General features: G+C 57.1%; 16 protein-coding genes. 5 read left to right on the top strand and 11 right to left on the bottom strand.

Annotated elements, in window-relative coordinates; translation table 11 throughout:
• Window positions 1-314 precede the first annotated feature (314 nt).
• Genes EUU23_RS11445 through EUU23_RS11430 form a run of 4 tightly spaced genes read left to right on the top strand, consistent with a single transcriptional unit; the run spans window position 315 to window position 5,495 of the window.
• Window positions 315-1,904 (top strand): FAD-dependent oxidoreductase, encoded by a 1,590-nt coding sequence (locus tag EUU23_RS11445; RefSeq protein ID WP_160354727.1) that lies wholly within the window; start codon window positions 315-317, stop codon window positions 1,902-1,904.
• Between the two features lie 5 nt (window positions 1,905-1,909).
• Window positions 1,910-2,320, top strand: a complete 411-nt coding sequence (locus EUU23_RS11440) for a GtrA family protein (RefSeq protein WP_160354229.1) — start codon at window positions 1,910-1,912, stop codon at window positions 2,318-2,320.
• Window positions 2,317-3,699, top strand: coding sequence for a sulfatase-like hydrolase/transferase (locus EUU23_RS11435; RefSeq protein WP_160354228.1), 1,383 nt, complete (start codon window positions 2,317-2,319; stop codon window positions 3,697-3,699). Before EUU23_RS11440 ends, EUU23_RS11435 begins: the two co-directional genes overlap by 4 nt.
• Window positions 3,700-3,719: 20 nt before the next feature.
• Window positions 3,720-5,495, top strand: a complete 1,776-nt coding sequence (locus EUU23_RS11430; protein WP_160354227.1) for a hypothetical protein — start codon at window positions 3,720-3,722, stop codon at window positions 5,493-5,495.
• 11 nt (window positions 5,496-5,506) lie between these two features.
• Here EUU23_RS11430 and EUU23_RS11425 read toward each other — a convergent pair whose 3' ends face one another.
• The 10 genes from EUU23_RS11425 to EUU23_RS11380 all read right to left on the bottom strand — a co-directional run bounded on the left by EUU23_RS11425 (window position 5,507) and on the right by EUU23_RS11380 (window position 16,186).
• Window positions 5,507-6,268: an SDR family oxidoreductase gene (locus tag EUU23_RS11425; RefSeq protein WP_160354226.1), complete on the bottom strand. Its 762-nt coding sequence runs from the start codon at window positions 6,266-6,268 to the stop codon at window positions 5,507-5,509.
• Window positions 6,265-6,633, bottom strand: a complete 369-nt coding sequence (locus EUU23_RS11420; protein WP_160354225.1) for a dihydroneopterin aldolase — start codon at window positions 6,631-6,633, stop codon at window positions 6,265-6,267. The genes EUU23_RS11425 and EUU23_RS11420 overlap by 4 nt, the downstream gene beginning before the upstream one ends.
• Before the next feature lie 8 nt (window positions 6,634-6,641).
• Complete coding sequence (locus tag EUU23_RS11415) at window positions 6,642-7,520, bottom strand: class I SAM-dependent methyltransferase (RefSeq protein WP_160354224.1); 879 nt, start codon at window positions 7,518-7,520, stop codon at window positions 6,642-6,644.
• Between the two features lie 31 nt (window positions 7,521-7,551).
• On the bottom strand, window positions 7,552-8,958 hold the full coding sequence (thrC, locus tag EUU23_RS11410; RefSeq protein WP_160354726.1) for a threonine synthase: 1,407 nt from the start codon (window positions 8,956-8,958) through the stop codon (window positions 7,552-7,554).
• Between the two features lie 41 nt (window positions 8,959-8,999).
• The gene (locus EUU23_RS11405) at window positions 9,000-10,586 is read right to left on the bottom strand and encodes a GMC family oxidoreductase (protein WP_160354223.1); all 1,587 of its coding nucleotides are present in this window, start codon (window positions 10,584-10,586) and stop codon (window positions 9,000-9,002) included.
• Window positions 10,587-10,650: 64 nt separating this feature from the next.
• Window positions 10,651-11,553: a sterol desaturase family protein gene (locus EUU23_RS11400; RefSeq protein ID WP_160354222.1), complete on the bottom strand. Its 903-nt coding sequence runs from the start codon at window positions 11,551-11,553 to the stop codon at window positions 10,651-10,653.
• Window positions 11,550-11,960, bottom strand: coding sequence for a hypothetical protein (locus EUU23_RS11395; RefSeq protein WP_160354221.1), 411 nt, complete (start codon window positions 11,958-11,960; stop codon window positions 11,550-11,552). The genes EUU23_RS11400 and EUU23_RS11395 overlap by 4 nt, the downstream gene beginning before the upstream one ends.
• On the bottom strand, window positions 11,957-12,388 hold the full coding sequence (locus EUU23_RS11390; protein ID WP_160354220.1) for a protein tyrosine phosphatase family protein: 432 nt from the start codon (window positions 12,386-12,388) through the stop codon (window positions 11,957-11,959). The genes EUU23_RS11395 and EUU23_RS11390 overlap by 4 nt, the downstream gene beginning before the upstream one ends.
• 46 nt (window positions 12,389-12,434) lie before the next feature.
• Complete coding sequence (gene recQ, locus EUU23_RS11385) at window positions 12,435-14,213, bottom strand: DNA helicase RecQ (RefSeq protein WP_160354725.1); 1,779 nt, start codon at window positions 14,211-14,213, stop codon at window positions 12,435-12,437.
• A gap of 152 nt (window positions 14,214-14,365) precedes the next feature.
• A complete protein-coding gene (locus tag EUU23_RS11380) occupies window positions 14,366-16,186 on the bottom strand; it encodes an ABCB family ABC transporter ATP-binding protein/permease (RefSeq protein WP_179956547.1) in 1,821 nt (606 codons plus the stop codon).
• An 86-nt stretch (window positions 16,187-16,272) separates the two neighbouring features.
• Between EUU23_RS11380 and EUU23_RS11375 the strand changes: the two genes are divergently transcribed.
• Window positions 16,273-16,500: a hypothetical protein gene (locus EUU23_RS11375; protein ID WP_160354219.1), complete on the top strand. Its 228-nt coding sequence runs from the start codon at window positions 16,273-16,275 to the stop codon at window positions 16,498-16,500.
• Here EUU23_RS11375 and EUU23_RS11370 read toward each other — a convergent pair.
• Window positions 16,497-16,766 carry a hypothetical protein gene (locus tag EUU23_RS11370; RefSeq protein WP_160354218.1) on the bottom strand — a complete coding sequence of 90 codons (270 nt, stop codon included), beginning with the start codon at window positions 16,764-16,766 and terminating at the stop codon, window positions 16,497-16,499. The genes EUU23_RS11375 and EUU23_RS11370 overlap by 4 nt on opposite strands.
• Between the last annotated feature and the right edge of the window lie 2 nt (window positions 16,767-16,768).

The raw sequence follows: 16,768 nt of genomic DNA, 5'->3' as shown, positions 1-16,768 counted from the left end.
TTCGGGAACAGCTTGTGCCGACCCGTTGGAAACAACCCTGCGTGAAATGGGAAGCCTCTAAGCTTTACGCATCTTGTTCGATTGGCGGAGCCAGTTCATCCGGGCCCTCACGCTGCCAATACTGCGGCGGGATTGTCCGCTTGCCTCATGCGTTCGACGCCGCATATGCGCGTTTAAGCGAAAAGAAGCAAGATAATATTGTGCGGCCGCAATTTTCGAAAATCGATGCGTCGGAAATAACCTCTCGTTAACTATCTATTAGGGCATTTCCTTCACAGATTTCAGAGATAGATTTCTATGGGGGTATACAAGTGATTGCTCAGGGCCAAAACTCAGTTGACGTTGCAATTATCGGCGCCGGTCCAGCAGGTCTAACCGCTGCCTATCTGCTTACCCAGAAGGGATTTAGCGTCACGGTCATAGAAAAGGACGAACGCTATGTTGGTGGCATCAGCCGAACGGTGGAGGTTGATGGCTATAGGTTCGATATTGGCGGCCATCGTTTCTTTTCAAAATCTAAAGAGGTAGTCGATCTGTGGAATGAAATACTTCCCAATGATTTCATCCAGCGCCCCAGGATGAGCCGAATTTACTATGAGGGTAAATTCTATAGCTATCCCTTACGCGCCTTTGAGGCTTTGTTCAATCTGGGGATCATCCGGTCCACCCAATGTATGATCAGCTATGCAAAGGCAAAATTTCAGCCGATCACCAATGTACGCAGTTTTCAGGATTGGACGATAAACCAATTTGGTGAAAAGCTGTTCTCGATCTTTTTCAAAACCTACACCGAAAAAGTATGGGGAATGCCCTGCGACGAAATGTCTGCAGATTGGGCAGCGCAGCGGATCAAAGGGTTGAGTCTAGGCGCAGCGGTGGTTGACGGGCTGAAACGCTCATTCGGCTTAAATAAAAAGCCGAATGACGGCATGGAAACCAAAACTCTGCTCGAAACATTCCGCTATCCGCGGCTTGGACCGGGCATGATGTGGGATGCCGCGCGCGATTATGTTGTCGCCAATGGCAATCATGTCTTGATGGGCCATCGTTTCAAACAATTGGCACAGGACAGCGCTGGCAATTGGCGTCTGTCCGCCACGGCGTCGGACGGCAACGAAACAGTAATCTCCGCAAAGCATGTCATCAGCAGCGCACCGATGCGCGAGTTGTCGGCGCGTATCCATCCTCTTCCGCAATCATCTATGCCCGCCATGAATTTGCGTTACCGCGATTTTCTGACTGTCGCATTGATGATAAGGTCGGACGATCTGTTCCCCGACAACTGGATCTATATCCACGACAGCAAGGTACAGGTTGGCCGCGTGCAGAATTTCCGCAGCTGGTCGCCCGAGATGGTGCCCGATCCGTCGATTGCGTGCGTTGGCCTTGAATATTTCTGCTTTGAAAATGATGGCCTCTGGTCGTCGAGCGATGCGGACCTGATCGAGCTGGCCAAAAAGGAAATGGCGATTCTCGGGCTGTGCAAGGCCGAGGATGTTGTGGGCGGTGCCGTTGTCCGTCAGGAAAAAGCCTATCCGGTATATGACGATGATTATGCCGATAATGTCGAAGTCATGCGTGCGGAACTCGAAACGCTCTACCCGACACTGCACATGGTAGGCCGCAATGGGATGCACCGGTATAATAACCAGGATCATGCCATGATGACGGCCATGCTGACGGTCGAAAACATCGTCGCAGGGTCGCGCGTCTACAATATCTGGAACGTTAACGAAGACGCCGAATATCACGAAGCCGGCGACGAAGGTGACCAGCAGGTCATCGTTGCGAAAGTGACCGAGGATCAAGCCGCCGCGCTCGAGTCCGAACGGGAAGTTCCGCGCCGTATCGTCAAGGACACGGACGATGATGGCCAAGGTCGCAAGATCGGCCAGGCCGCTTAAACGACATGGATCGGGCTTTCGCCTCGGCACTGGTGCTCTGGCACCGGTTTACGATCACGCGCTATCTGGCCGCCAGCATCATTGCGCTGCTGTTTGACGTTGCGCTGTTCTCCGGCCTTGTGGCCGTGGCGGTCGATCCGACCATTGCATCGGCGGCGGGCTATTGCGTGGGCATTATCATCCACTGGCTGGTGAGCGCCAATATCGTGTTCACCGGCAAGACCCGCGACGGAGCGTCGCTTCACGTGCAACGGGCGCTGTTTGCGGGGTCTGCATTGGTGGGCTTAGGGATCACCGTAACTACGGTCGAACTACTCAGTCGTTTCGGTATTGAGCCTATTGCATCGAAAGCAGTGGCGATCGGCATCAGCTTTGTCGCCGTCTATGCCATGCGTAAATGGGGGGTATTCCGGTGACCGCACTGACAGCCGAGATGGAAAGACCTGCCCTATGGCAGGTCGACGACGAAGTCCGGAAATTCGGAAACTGGATATTAGTGTGGGTCGTGCTGGCCAATATCGGCTTTGCCGCGATGTGGTTTTCCGGCGCACCCCCACGGCACATGGAAATAGTCTATGCAGGGCTGGCCGGGCTGGTCGTCAAACGAATGCCTTTTGCGATCCGCTATCTCGCCTTTGTGGGCATCCTTACCTTTTCGACCCTGAAATTTGTCGGCGGGCTGTTTAACCTCGACATGTCGTCGCTTTTTTACTCGCTGCAGTTTTTTGCCGAGATCAAGCCGTCAAATTCGTTCGACTATATTGCGGGTGCAGTGACAATTTTCGGTGTGATGATTCTGGCATTCAAGCTTTTACGTCGCGATACTGATTTTGCGCGCCCGTGGCTGATTATCGCAGCAGCCGGAGCCTTTGTCTCACTTGCAGGGGTTGATCTCTGGATGGGGAGAGACATGCGGGGTCATTATTTCCGCGCGGCACCCGAAGGCGCGCTCTTTGGTTCCGCGACTGGAGACAGCGGCTTTGCCGCGCGGGCGGATGGAAAGCGTCATCTGGTCTTGATCGTGGTGGAGGCCATGGGTCTTCCCAAAGACAATCCCGAAATGGCCAAGCTGCTGTTCGCTCCGCTGGTGGACAATGCAGCGGTTCAAGCCCGCTACGATTTCAAGCGAGGAACCGCGCCTTATTACAACAGCACCACAGCTGGTGAAATCCGGGAACTATGTGGCCGGTGGGGCGATTATTATGACCTTCTCGACCGGAAGGATTCGGGATGTCTGCCCAATGTCCTGGCGAAGAAAGGCTATGACACTTTGGCCATGCACAGCTTTACCGGTTCCTTTTTCAAGCGCGAGCAATGGTATCCCAACATCGGCTTTGCCAAGCGCGAATTCGGCATGGACATGATGAAAGCAGGCGCCGAAAAATGTGGTGGTGTCTTTCCGGGCGCCTGTGACCGGCAGATACCGAAGCAAATCGCGGCCAAGCTGAAGGCAGCACAAAAACCGACATTTCTGTACTGGCTGACGTTGAATTCACATTTGCCGGTGCCTTCGGGACTCAATCTGAACGTCGACAATTGTGAGCGTGTATCGGCCTTTCTGAAGGCAGAATTCCCACAGATTTGTCGCCAGTTTGCCATATATCATGACATTCAAACCGCATTGGCGGATGAAATAACCGCGACTGATTTTCCCGATGCGGACATTTTGCTCGTGGGTGACCATATGCCCCCTTATTTTGATCGGCATCACCGCACCCAATTCGATCCCGGCCATGTGCCATGGCTCTATCTTCGCCGAAAAGATGAAGCAGACAAAGGCGCTGCGATGCGTTAGACCGACGGCGGGGGAATTCGATGAACTTTGGGACGCAAATAGGTCGCGAAAGGTTGCCGGTGCGGCTGCTGGCGATGTTATGGCTTTTGGTAAGCGCCGCTTTGATCTGGTCAAGCTGGCCTCAGGTCGGCACTTTGGCCGGATGGGATCCCGATGATGAATTGCGGCTGGTGCAATTGCGGGATTTTCTGAACGGGCAAAGCTGGTTTGACACTACCCAATATCGCATGAACCGTCCTAACGGGGCGCCGATTCATTGGTCGCGGCTGGTCGAAGTTCCGCTCGCCTTACTCATCCTGCTCCTTCGCCCGCTGATGGGGCAAATGTGGGCAGAGATTGCCGCCGGAATTGCGGTTCCTTTGCTGCTGCTCGGCTGGATCAGCTACATGCTCGCGCGCATCGCCACGCAGATTTCGTCGCGCGAAGCCGGTGTGGCGGCGGCGCTGATTACTCTGTCGTCGGGTGCGCTGCTTTTGCAGCTGCGGCCGATGCGGATTGACCATCATGGCTGGCAGATTGCCATGGCCGTTCTGGCGCTTTCGACGCTGTTCCGTGCCGACGTGCGAAAGGCGGGCATCGTGCTGGGTCTCGCTATGGCGGTGTGGTTGCATATCTCGCTTGAGGGTGCGCCAATGACGGCGGCCTTCTTCCTGTTTCTCGGCTTCGGCTGGGTGCGGGGATCCGCAGTGCAGGGGCGGCTTTTCTGGACGATCACCAGCTTTACCGTCTGCACCGTGCTGCTCTTCTTTGGCACGCAGGCACAGGGACTTTACGCCGACACCTATTGCGACACGATTTCGCCACCGCATATGTTTGGCATAGCCAGTGCCGCGTTCATCATGATCCCTGCCACCTATCTACAGCCAGACCGTTGGGAAATACGGCTGGCGGCGGCGGCTTTGGCCGGGGGTTTGGCGCTTGTCCTGTTACTGTCGATGGCGCCGCAATGTGTCGGCGGTGCGTTCGGGGGGATGGATCCGCTGGTTCGCACCTATTGGTATAGCAACGTAACCGAAGGCTTGCCCATCTGGCACCAGCCATGGCGTGTTGCGCTGAACCTGTCGGCAGGTCTGGTGGCGGGTACAATCAGCTGGTTCCTTTTGAGCGCCCGTTTACGGGGGGAACCCCGGCGTCAGCTTGCGACCATGGGCTTTTTCGTCTTCTTCGGCGTGCTGTTATCCTTGCTTGTTGTCCGCACCATTTCGGTTGCCACTGCCTTTGCCATTCCGGTAACCGCGAGCTTCATCGCCTTGCTGTTCCGCCAATACCGCCAAGCCAAAGTTCCGGCCCGCAGAATTGGCCTGATCGCCGCGATCCTTGTCCTGCTGGTTCCGGGAGCCGCCATCTCCTCGCTGATCCGTATCCTGCCGGATGGCGCGAATGACAGCACAGCCGAGGCCAAAAACAAGGCTGCTGATGCGCTATGCCAGTCGGCGCTCTCCATCCGGGCGCTTGGCTCGCTTCCCAAAGGGAATTTTCTTTCGACCTTCGACATGGGTCCGACCATTTTGGCGCAAACACCGCATAGCGTCCTTGCCAGCAGCCATCATCGTAATGAGCAGGCGATGCACGACCATATCCAGATATTCCGGTCATCCCCCGATACTTCCCATCAATTGCTGAAAGCCCGCGGTATCGATTATCTTGCCCTTTGCCCTGCGGAAACCGAGCTGGCCATTTATGCCCGCAAAGATCCGGGCGGATTATGGGCGCAATTGGCCAAGGGTAAAATTCCGCAATGGCTCGAGCCGCTTGGGTCGCGGGGTAAAGGTATCAAGGTCTGGCGCGTTCGCTGACCTTGCGCCTTTCAAAGGTGCATGAAATCGCGATCAAAGCTTTTCAGATGGGCACCGCCGTCGACAAAAATAGTCTGCCCGGTGACATCCACTGCCCGTGCAAGATACAGCACGGCTTCGGCCACCGCCTGGGGCGAAGGCAGGGCCCCTAAGGGCATCCTGTGGGCGAGGCGATCCTCAAGAGCTTCGTCATATTCATCCGTTGAAATGACAAGACCGGGGGCAACGCCATTCACCCGTGCCGCAGACCCGAAGGACGCGGCCATGGACCTGACCGAAGCGGCGAGTGCCTGTTTGGATAATGTGTAGCTGAGCTGGTCGCCGTGCGGATTGGTGATGCGCTGGTCGAGAATGTGGACAATGGCCGGTCGCTGGTGGTCCTGTGTAGCCCGCACAACTTCCTTTGCCAAAAGCAGCGGCGTGAACAGGTTCAGCCGGAAATGCGCTTCCAGCGTATCGACGTCCATGCCGTGCCAGTCATCCTGCCCGAACATGGCAGCGTTGTTGACCAGCAAATCCACGGGTCGGCCGAAATGTGCCGTCACTTCGGAAATGAGCTTTCCCGCATTTTCAGGGTTTCCAAGGTCGCACGTGAACGCATGCCAATCACTGTTCTGCTCGGCCATTATCTGGAGCAGGTCGGCATCGGGTGCCTTGTCGACATGGCTGACAAGCGCAAGGGCATAGCCTGCCTTCGCCAATGTTTTTGCAATTTCCGCGCCCAAGCGGCGCTTGCCGCCCGTGACCAGTGCAAGCGGCGCCTGCGGTGTCACTTGCGGCTCCGCGCCATGGTGATCCCGATGGCCTCACCGTCTTCGGCGATCGCCAGCTTCACGATCTTGACGCTGATATGGCTGATGCGGACGTCGTCGACGAACAGCTTTTCGATGATGTGATCGGCCACGGCCTCGATCAAAGTGAAATGCACCCCCTCAGGAAGGTGGGTTGCCGCCTCTTTTAACGTCATATAGTTTTTGGACGCATCAAGTGGTGTATCCGCTGTGTAGCGATCGGCAATATCCAACGTCGCGCTGATCGAGATTTTCAGCGGCTGCGGCAGATGCGTTTCCTGACTGTAAATGCCCGTCAGGACATTGACGACAAGATCATGCACTTCAAGTATGAGGGAGTCGGCCATAATGCTCCTTATTGCGACCAGCGCGCGAATATTGCAGTGGGCAGCAACAGGCCGCGTGCCTGTTCCCGGACGGCGAGTTCCCCGAATTCGACCTTGCCGCCCAAATCCGCGAAATGGGAATTCAACAAACCGCCCAGTGCCAGTGCCGACATGCGTACCGCGTAGACTGTCAGGAACAGGAACCGCGAATCCCGGTCGAGCAATTTGCGGCAATCGGCGATCAGGCTGGGCAAATCTTCCTCAAGCCGCCAGACTTCTCCTTCAGGCCCACGTCCATATTTGGGCGGGTCCAGCAATATGCCATCATAACGCTTTTCCCGTCGGACCTCGCGCGCCACAAATTTTGCCGCGTCATCGACGATCCAGCGGATCGGACGATCACGCATGCCCGACATTTCCGCATTGGCGCGGGCCTGGGCGACGGACTTCTTCGATGCATCGACATGCACCATTTGGGCACCGGCGGCGGATAACGCCAAGGTTCCGACGCCGGTATAGCCGAACAGGTTCATCGCCAAAGGATCCGCAACGCCCGCAATCTCGCCCCGCATCCAGCGCCACACAGGGTCCATATCGGGGAAGAACCCAAGGTGCCGAAAGGGCGTGCATTGCGCGGTGAAGGTGACTTCGTCATTCCAGACGAGCGGCCAGCCGTCCATCGGAACGGGACGGTTATTATACCACCGCCCGCCGCCATCTTCGTCTGAGCCGGGTACAAATTCGGCGTCCGCATCCCAGTCCTCCATCGCCGGGGCCCACATGGCCTGTGGTTCGGGACGGATGAAGCGGCGGTCGCCATAGCTTTCATATTTCCGGCCGTTGCCGCTGTCGATCAGGGTATAATCCGGACGCGGTTGGCTGGTCAGGGTGACGAAATGAGGCTCCATAATCGGCGCTAAAGTGCGTTCAGACCACAGGTCATCGCACGGCCTTTGCAAGGACATAGTCCCGCACCGCGTCATAATCACCCGGCAAAATGTCAAACCGTTCTTCACGCTCAAACAGATTGGCTAGGCGCTGGGGTAGGGTGGGGCGGATCCCGGTGGCCCGTTCGACCGCATTGCGGAACTTTGCAGGATGCGCGGTGGCCAAAGTCACCACGGGAATGTGCGGCGCGATCATCTCGGCACGCGCCGCATATAATGCGATACCGGTGTGCGGATCGAGCACTTCCCCACAATGTTCATAGGCCCAGCGCATGGCCAGCGCCATATCATCTGCATCGGCCCGTGCGCTGACGAAAATATCCGCCTTGGCCCGCATTTCGGGGCCGATCTGCATATGGCCGCTGGCTTCAAACGCCTTCATCCGCGCCAATGTGGCCGCACCATCGCGGCCTTCGAGATCGAACAGCAGACGTTCGAAATTGCTCGACACCTGAATGTCCATGGAAGGAGCGGCGGTCGGCGTGACGCCCGAAACCGAATAATCGCCATTGGCCAAGGCGCGGTGCAATATGTCGTTCACATTGGTGGCAACGATCAGGCGCTCAATAGGCAGCCCCATTTGTGCGGCGACATAGCCTGCGAACACGTCGCCGAAATTTCCGGTCGGGACTGAAAAGGCAACCGTCCGATCTGGCGAACCGAGGCGCAGGGCGGCGGCGAAATAATAGACCACTTGCGCCATCAATCGCGCCCAGTTTATCGAATTGACCGCTGACAGCGTCAGTGGTCCGTTGACGTCGCGGTCACCGAACATGCGTTTCACCATGGCCTGTGCATCGTCAAAGCTGCCTTCAATGGCGATATTATGCACATTGGGGGCAAGGATCGTCGTCATCTGTCGCCGCTGCACATCCGATACCCTGTCGTGCGGGTGCAACATGAAAATCTCGATCTGGTCGCGTCCGGCAACGGCATCAATGGCTGCGGAACCGGTATCGCCCGACGTCGCACCAACAATTGTCAGCTTCTTGTCGTTTCCAGACAGGAACCGCGCAAATAATTGCCCAAGTAATTGCAGCGCGACATCTTTGAACGCCAATGTGGGGCCGTGAAAAAGTTCGAGCAGGAAATGCTGGCTATCAAGCTGCTTCAGCGGGACAATCGCGCTATGGGCGAAACTGCCATAAGCGGCTTTACACAGATCCTGCAGTTCATCTTCGCTCAGAACGCCTTGGGTGAACGGCGCCATGACACGCGCGGCCAGCGCCACATAATCCAGCCCGCGCATGGCTTTAATCTGCTCCGGCGTGAAACGCGGCCAGTGCGTTGGCACATAGAGCCCGCCGTCACCTGCAAGTCCGGTGAGAGTGACGCCTGCGAAATCCAGGATGTCCGCATTTCCGCGTGTGCTGAAATATTCTGTGCTGTTGTTGCCCATAACGCGCCCGCCGTTAGCGGTGTAGGCGGCTTTCCGCAAGATTATTGCAAATCGGCCCGGATAAATTCGGCGGCGCGTTCGCCGATCATGATACTTGGGGCATTGGTATTGCCCGACACCAGCCGCGGCATGATGCTGGCGTCGGCAACATAGAGACCATCGAGTCCCCGATATTTCAGCCGGGGATCAACCACGGCATCGGCATCGGGACCCATGCGGCAGGTGCCGACGGGGTGGTAAACGGTATCGGCGCGGCTGCGGATCAGGGCATCCAGCTCGGCATCATTATCGATGTTCACAGGGTGCCTGTCTTTTCCGCCATAGACTGCAAGCGACGGAGCACTGAAAATGCGGTGCATCTCGCGCACGCCGCGGCGCAAGGTGGTCATATCGCGCGCGTCGGTCAGGAACGCCGGGTCGATCAGCGGTGCTTTGCGGGCATCGGGCGAGGCAAGACGAACAGTTCCACGGCTTTCGGGGCGAAGGACACAGGCGTGGCAGCTAAAGCCATGCCCCTTTACCTTGGTGCGGCCATGGTCTTCGAGCATGGCGGGTACAAAATGATATTGAATGTCGGGTGCAGGCGCTTCGGGCGTGGAACGCCAGAAACCTCCAGCTTCGGCAAAACAGGTGGTCAGGATGCCGGTCCGTTTGCGCCGGTGTTCGAAAAAGGCCTTCGCCATGCGGATGGTGCCGCTTACGGAATCGCCGAAGAAATCCTCTTTCGATCCAGTTTCGAAACTGGATACATAATCGATATGGTCCTGCAAATCGGCACCGACCGCTGCCTTGTCATGGACAACATCAATGCCGACGCTTTGCAGATGCGCCGCCGGGCCGATGCCCGAAAGCTGCAATATCTGCGGACTGCCAAAGGCACCCGCCGAAAGAACCACGGCACCGCGCGCACGGACCGTGCGTTTCCGGCCCCAGCCTTGCGCGATGACCACGCCGGTGGCGCGACCATTTTCGACCAAGATCTTCTCGGTAAGGGCGCCGGTGATGATTTCCATCCGGTCGCGCGCCGGTTCGACATATGCGCGGGCTGCGGTCCAGCGCTCGCCACCTTTCTGCGTCACCTGATACAGGCCGAAGCCGTCCTGGCTCGCCCCATTGAAGTCGGCATTGCGCGGCAGCTGTAACTCTGCCGCCGCCTCTACAAAGGCAAGGCTTCCCGCCTGTGGCCAATGCTGGTCCATAACGGAGAGGGGTCCGCCTGCGCCATGATAGGGGTTGGCGCCACGGGCATTGTCTTCGCACCTTTTGAAGACCGGCAGAACATCATCATAGGACCAACCGTCGCAACCCAGTTCGGCCCAATTGTCGTAATCCCACTTATGTCCGCGAATATAGACCATCGCGTTGATGGCGCTGGACCCGCCAAGGCCCCGGCCACGCGGTTGGTAACCTGTGCGTCCGTTCAACCCCTTTTGCGGGACGGTTTCATATTTCCAGTTGGACGCACCGCGTATGAAGGGCATGAAGCCAGGCGTTTTGACCAGCATATTGTTGTTGGTCCCGCCGGCTTCGATCAGGCAGACGGAATAGCGGCCGCCTTCGGACAGACGTCCGGCCACCGCGCTGCCAGCCGAGCCACCGCCAACCACGATGATGTCAAATTCGTCCATGCCATCTCCTCTTCGAAAACGAGTTTAATCGGACGATTAACTACTGGCAAGAGTGTAAATAACGTTATTCCGCAGGCTGCTCTGTTTGCCGGTCCAGCCAGCGTTGGCGGATCGTGTCCGACGTGTCGCGGCTGTTGTCGTGGCTCCAACCCGGTGGCCGCCATGCATAGGATAATTTATGTTTCCACGGTGCAGACCAGATGTCGCGGGCGATGCCCACCCATTCATGGAATACCGACCACAGCAGGTTGAATGTGCCGAGCTGCTTGACGATGCCGTAGCGTATTTTCTCGCCCTCGACCTCTTCGGTGAAGGTGCCAAACATCCGGTCCCAGATGATGAAAACCCCGGCATAGTTGCGGTCGAGATAGCGCGGATTGGTGGCGTGGTGCACGCGGTGGTGGCTCGGCGTGTTCATGATGAATTCGAACCAGCGCGGAAATTTGGTGATGGCTTCGGTGTGAATCCAGAATTGGTAGATCAGGTTGATCGCCCCGACAAACAGGATCATCGCCGGATCGAATCCAATAAAGACCAGGGGCAGGCGAAACAGGAATGTGAAGGCGAAAAAGCCGGTCCATGTCTGCCTCAGCGCGGTCGACAGATTATAATGCTGGCTGCTATGATGGTTGACATGGGCTGCCCAGAACCAGCGGACGCGATGCGCGGACCTGTGGAAGACATAATAGAAAAAGTCATCCAGGACAAAGCAGGCAATCCATGCCCACCAGGTCCAGGGGATGGTCGTGATCCGATAGTCATAGCCCCACATGGCAATGGCAAACATCGTCCCGCCGAACAGCGCGCCTGCAACCGTGCTTCCGGTCCCCAGCGCCAGCGATGTCAGCGTGTCGCGCGGCTCATATTTCTCAGGCGCATTCCTGCGAACCCACAGCATTTCCAGAATGACGAGCAGGATGAAGAACGGAACGGCATAATCGACGGGGCTGAACAGTTTTTCGGTCATGTGCGTAAGTGCCTGAGGCCCGAGGCCCAATATTGCGCTTCTTTGCCAAGGTTGAGCGTGACCCGGCCAAATGTCGGTTCGCCGGTGCCGACGGTCAGAAAATTCTGGTCCAGCCGTGTCTCGCTATGGTTGTCGAGCAGGCGTCCTGCAAAATGTGCACCATGGCGACGGACCAGCAAATGGCGGCCTTGGGCATCGCGCATCAATGCGCCGATTCCTGCCCTGTCGATGGCGATATCGACCGGATCAAATCCGCAAATGATTTCATCGGCGATGGCGCGGGCCTGCTCTTCGCTGCTTATGCGGACATCGCCGCCGAGTCCCAATTTTCGCGCGAACCACGCCAGAAACAGGATGGCTGCGACCGACCCTGCCAATTTCAATATCTCGACAATCGCCGGTGTCATGACGCGCGACCGCGGACCATATCCATCATCGCCGTCACCGGCGACAGATCATATCCCGCATCCGCCGCCTGCTCGCTCAAGACCGCAGGATGGTCGCCGCGGGACGCCCGGGCGAGGGCCCACAGCAAAGTCGAACGCGTGCCCGACCGGCAATAGGCAAGCACCTTGCCTTCGGCCTTGTCCAGCGCATCGGCCATGGCGGTCACCTGCCACTCGGCAAAACCGGCATGTGTCACCGGGATCGCCACATAGGCAAGCCCCGCCGCTTTGGCAGCCGCTTCGACGTCGCCGCCGGGTGTCTGGTCCGCAGACTCATCCTCCGGCCGGTTGTTGATGATAAGGGTGACGCCCAACGCCGCCGCATCGCCAACGTCGGCGACACCGATTTGCGGGGCAACATAGATTTTATCGCTCAATTTTCTGAACATGGTTCGATCCATATTTTAATCGCGCATTTAGCACAAGCGGCCTGCATCATGCGATCGTCTGGAACTGGCGCACCACGTCCAGAAACGCGTCGCCATAGGCATCCAGCTTGCGCGCGCCGACCCCGTTGACCAGCGCCATATCCGACCGGTTTCGCGGTTTCAGCATCGCCATGTCGCGTAATGTGCTATCGTGGAATATGACATAGGGCGGCACACCCGCCTCCTCAGCCAGTTCACGCCGCTTTGCGCGCAGGGCGTCGAACAGCGGATCGCCGAGCGGGTTGCCGCCGCCACGTTCGCGCCGCTTGCGACCCGTTGGCACCAGCGCAATCTCAATCTTTTTCTCGCCGCGCATGATCTGGCGCGCATCACCCGCCAGTTTGAGTCCGCCATGTTCATTGGCAACAAGGCTGCCTCGCGCCTGCAACGCCCGTGCCAGCGGCTTGAGCGATGCTGCTTCCTGGTCATCGACAATGCCGAATACGGACAAATGGTCATGCCTGAATTTCAGCACCCGCTCATCGCTTTTGCCGGTCAGCACCTTTTCCAGATGGCCAACGCCGAACAATTGCCCTGTGCGAAAGACAGCAGAAAGCAGCTTTTGCGCCAGCTCGGTTGCATCTTTAACAGCGGGAGCCTCAAGACAATTGTCGCAATTGCCGCAAGTTTCCGGCGGATCTTCGCCAAAATGCCGCAGCAAGATCGCGCGTCGACAGCCATGGGTTTCGACGAGGCGCGATAGTGTATCGATACGCACCCGCTCGGCATCGCGCCGCTCTTCGGGTAGCTCGGCCAAGCGTTCGCGCGCGCGGGTAAAATCGCCCGCCGACCATAGCATATGTGCAACCGCCGGGTCGCCATCCCGCCCGGCACGTCCGCTTTCCTGATAATAGGATTCGATCGATTTCGGTAGCCCGGCATGAACGACAAAGCGCACGTCAGGCTTGTCGATGCCCATGCCAAATGCGACCGTGGCGACCATGACCATATCTTCGGAAGCCACGAAATCAGCCTGCGCCTTGGCCCGCACCCGCGGCTCCATTCCCGCATGGTAGAAACGCGCGGTTCGTCCGGTCGCGGCGATCTGTGCCGCGATCTTTTCAGTACGGTCCCGCGTCTGCGCGTAGACAATGCCCGCACCGTGCAGCGAACGCACCAGCGACGCGACTCCGCCCTTGCCGCCGCCGTTCATGGCATAGCGAATATTGGGTCGGTCAAAGCCGGAAATGATGATCCCGTCCGGCGCAATGCCCAGCTGTTCGGCAATGTCCGCGCGCGTATGGGCATCGGCTGTCGCGGTCAGGGCAAGTCGCGGAACGTGGGGAAAGTCATCCATCAAGGGCCGCAACAACCGATAGTCGGGACGGAAATCATGCCCCCATTCGGACACGCAATGCGCCTCATCAATGGCGAAAAGCGCGATTTTGCTTTCACGGAGCAGACCACGGAATTCGAAGCTGTTCGCCCGTTCCGGTGCGACATAGAGCAGGTCTAACTGACCATTTCGAAAGCGCTCCATTGTCTCGGCACGGTTGTCATCGACCGACGTCAGCGTCGCTGCCCTTATACCAACTGCGTCCGCTGCCCGCATCTGGTCATGCATCAAGGCGATAAGAGGCGAAATGACAACCGTCGTGCCGTTCATCATCACAGCAGGCAACTGGTAGCAAAGCGACTTTCCCGCGCCCGTCGGCATCACGGCCAGACTGTTCCGACCGGCAAGTACCCGATTGACGACATCTTCCTGCACCCCGCGAAATGCAGGGAAGCCGAATACACGGTGCAATATATCAGCAGCTTTGATTGGTTCAGGGGCAGTGGCCATTGCGCCAGGCTCTAACCCCGATATCTCGTCCAGGATAGACCGTGCTTCAACCATGCGCGACTCCGCTGTGGATAGTTAGGTCGCGGAGAGAACATTTATAGAACATGTATCTGGCTGTAAAGGGAACAAAAAAGGCTGGAGTTGCCGCCCGTTTACTCCACCGCCACAACCTCTTCTTCGCCCTCATTTTGCTGCCGTGCCCACATCTCGGCATAGAGTCCATCTTTGGCCAATAGCTCGGCATGGGTGCCCTGTTCGGCGACCTGACCCGCCTCCAGTACCAGAATACGGTCTGCATCCACGATGGTCGAAAGCCTGTGGGCAATGATGATGGTTGTGCGGCGTACCGATATGCGGTCGAGCGTCGACTGTATTTCAGCTTCGGTCCGGCTGTCCAAGGCACTGGTTGCTTCGTCTAGGATCAGGATCGGCGGATTTTTCAGCAGCGTTCGGGCAATGGCCACCCGTTGCTTTTCGCCGCCTGATAGTTTCAGCCCGCGCTCGCCAACCTTGGCGTCATAACCTTCGGGCAGGGAGGTGATGAAGTTGTGGATCGCGGCGCCGCGGGCGGCTTCCTCGATTGCGATCTGATCGGCACCTTCGCGGCCATAGCCGATATTATAGCCGATGGTGTCGTTGAACAGCACGGTGTCCTGTGGCACGATTCCGATTTGAGATCGCAACGAGCTTTGCGCGATTTGCCTTATGTCCTGTCCATCAATCGTGATGCGCCCGCCGGTGACATCGTAAAAGCGATAAATCAGCCGCGCGATTGTTGATTTTCCTGCGCCTGATGGCCCCACAACCGCGAGCCTTCCGCCTGGCGGAATTTCGAAGCTGACGCCCTTCAGGATCGGGCGGTTTGATTCATAGCCGAATTGCACATTTTCAAAGGAAAGTGCGCCGCCCTTGATGATAAGCGACGGCGCACCGGGCACATCAACAATTTCAGGAGCGGTGTCGATCAAGTCGAACATCGCCGCCATATCGGTCAGGCCCTGGCGGATCGTGCGATAGACCATGCCGAGCATGTCGAGCGGGCGGAACAGCTGCGCTAACAAGGTATTGACGGTCACGACATGACCGGTTGTAAATTGTCCCTGCGACCATCCCCAGACGACATAGCCCATGGCACCTGCCATCATGAGGTTGGTAATCAACGATTGCCCGACATTGAGAATCGCCAGTGAATTTTCAGATTTAACAGCTGCGTCGGACCATTGGCTGACGACTTGGTTGTAACGGGCGGCTTCGCGCTTTTCGGCGTTGAAATATTTGACCGTTTCATAATTGAGCAGGCTGTCGACCGACTTGGCTACCGTTTGGGTATCCAGTTCGTTCATCTCCTCGCGCAATTTGTTGCGCCAATTGGTGATGATGGTGGTAAATCCGATATAGGCAACGACCATGATCCAAGTTGCGATCACAATGCCCCAGCCGAATTCGATCTGAAAATAGGCCGAAACCAGCACCAGTTCGAGGAGCGTCGGTGCGATGTTGAATAGCAGGAAATAGAGCATGATATCAATGCTCTTGGTGCCACGCTCAATGACTTTGGTCACAGCACCGGTACGCCTGTTCATATGGAACCGCATGGACAGATTGTGCAGATGGCCAAAGACATTTTCCGCAAGACGGCGCGTGGCATCCTGCCCCACCCGTTCGAACACGACATTACGCAAATTGTCGAACAACACCCCGCCAAAACGCGCACCGGCATAAGCGGCGACCAGTGCAATGGCGATTACGACGCCGTCTTCCATGCCTGGAACCATCCGGTCCACCGCTTGTCCATAGAGCCACGCCATGCTGAGCTGGATCAACTTTGACAGAATGACGAGCAGCAGCGCGCAGACGATGCGAACGCGAAGGCCAAGTTCGTCCTTTGGCCACAGATAAGGTAAAAAGCGCCGCATGACGGCGAAATCAGGCTTGCTATCGGCTGGGGTTTCTAACGGCGGCACCCGCGCCATATAGGCAGGTGGCGCTTAATAACAAAGGGTGATTAGGTCCCCATCTTAGGATGGGGATCACTTAAATGCACTTGCGAGGCGTCAAAATGGCGAAGATATCGGAGCAAAATGCGCGCCGTCAGGCAGTTATTCTGCCTGCAAGCGTATTTTGGTTCGATATCAAAGCCATTTTGACGTACGAAGGATTTGACCCATTTTTCCCAGGGCTGCGTCAGAAAGACTTGAGATATATTTATATCCCTGCGGCTTCCTTCCTTGCCCTGTGCAAAATGGCCTCAAACCTCGCAAGTGTATTTAAGTGGTCCCCATCCTAAGTTTTGCCCGTCAGCAACATCCAGGTGGCGACAGCATTCATGCCCGTATAGGCGAGATAAAAGAGACCAACCAAAACCGAACCTTCATTTGCCAGCCACAGCGCGCCGATCAACAGTGCCAGTTCAATGGCATAGCTCCCATAAGGACCCAAATATGTGCCGAAATAACGCTTGGTATCTTCGACAAAAGGATGCCCGCATTCCACCACGGCTTTGTGCATCGCGAAATTCGCGACACCCATAAGAAAGGCGAATATCAGCAACATGG

The sequence above is a fragment of the Sphingorhabdus profundilacus genome, assembly GCF_009769755.1.
Classification (GTDB): domain Bacteria; phylum Pseudomonadota; class Alphaproteobacteria; order Sphingomonadales; family Sphingomonadaceae; genus Sphingorhabdus_B; species Sphingorhabdus_B profundilacus.
The sequence above is the reverse complement of the archived record's forward strand: the minus strand, read 5'-3'. Positions and strand labels throughout refer to the sequence as shown.

Coding starts and splice junctions, on each gene's coding strand:
- EUU23_RS11440 (WP_160354229.1), top strand. CDS start 1,910: ATGGATCGGGCTTTCGCCTCGGCACTGGTGCTCTGGCACCGGTTTACG.
- EUU23_RS11430 (WP_160354227.1), top strand. CDS start 3,720: ATGAACTTTGGGACGCAAATAGGTCGCGAAAGGTTGCCGGTGCGGCTG.
- EUU23_RS11420 (WP_160354225.1), bottom strand. CDS start 6,633: ATGGCCGACTCCCTCATACTTGAAGTGCATGATCTTGTCGTCAATGTC.
- EUU23_RS11415 (WP_160354224.1), bottom strand. CDS start 7,520: ATGGAGCCTCATTTCGTCACCCTGACCAGCCAACCGCGTCCGGATTAT.
- thrC (WP_160354726.1), bottom strand. CDS start 8,958: ATGGGCAACAACAGCACAGAATATTTCAGCACACGCGGAAATGCGGAC.
- EUU23_RS11405 (WP_160354223.1), bottom strand. CDS start 10,586: ATGGACGAATTTGACATCATCGTGGTTGGCGGTGGCTCGGCTGGCAGC.
- EUU23_RS11400 (WP_160354222.1), bottom strand. CDS start 11,553: ATGACCGAAAAACTGTTCAGCCCCGTCGATTATGCCGTTCCGTTCTTC.
- EUU23_RS11395 (WP_160354221.1), bottom strand. CDS start 11,960: ATGACACCGGCGATTGTCGAGATATTGAAATTGGCAGGGTCGGTCGCA.
- EUU23_RS11390 (WP_160354220.1), bottom strand. CDS start 12,388: ATGTTCAGAAAATTGAGCGATAAAATCTATGTTGCCCCGCAAATCGGT.
- recQ (WP_160354725.1), bottom strand. CDS start 14,213: ATGGCCACTGCCCCTGAACCAATCAAAGCTGCTGATATATTGCACCGT.
- EUU23_RS11380 (WP_179956547.1), bottom strand. CDS start 16,186: ATGGCGCGGGTGCCGCCGTTAGAAACCCCAGCCGATAGCAAGCCTGAT.
- EUU23_RS11375 (WP_160354219.1), top strand. CDS start 16,273: ATGGCGAAGATATCGGAGCAAAATGCGCGCCGTCAGGCAGTTATTCTG.
- EUU23_RS11370 (WP_160354218.1), bottom strand. CDS start 16,766: ATGTTGCTGATATTCGCCTTTCTTATGGGTGTCGCGAATTTCGCGATG.